The sequence below is a fragment of the Cupriavidus sp. 05T313 genome, from assembly GCF_056396665.1.
This window is the reverse complement of record NZ_JBFTLX010000650.1, coordinates 1-431: the sequence shown is the minus strand read 5'-3', so window position 1 is coordinate 431 and position 431 is coordinate 1. Positions and strand designations below refer to the sequence as shown.

The 431-nt window shown below is 58.8% G+C and carries 1 rRNA gene; it reads left to right on the top strand.

Annotated features, from left to right (window positions below):
- Positions 1-431: ribosomal RNA gene (locus AC1DKD_RS42180) — 23S ribosomal RNA — on the top strand; the annotation flags it as partial.

The following is a 431-nucleotide window of genomic DNA, read 5'->3' as shown; positions in this document are numbered from 1 at the left end:
GGTTCCAGGGTCAAGCTAATCTGCCCTGGGTAAGTCGGGACCTAAGGCGAGGCCGAMAGGCGTAGTCGAWGGACAACGGGTTGATATTCCCGTACCGGCGAAAAACCGYCCATGYTGAACAGGGGATACTAACCGCCCGAGACCTGCCCGATCACCCTTGTGGTGTGAGGGTTTTGGTGGAGCGCGGGACCTGATCCTGGGAGGCAAGCGTATTAACAGGTGTGACGCAGGAAGGTAGCCGAGCCGGGCGATGGTTGTCCCGGTCTAAGGATGTAGGGCGAACGGTAGGCAAATCCGCCRYTCATGRTGCCTGAGATCTGATGGGACCCCCGTWTGGGGGGATYCGGTGATCCTATGCTGCCTAGAAAAGCATCGRCGCGAGGTTTTAGCCGCCCGTACCCCAAACCGACACAGGTGRTCAGGTAGAGAAT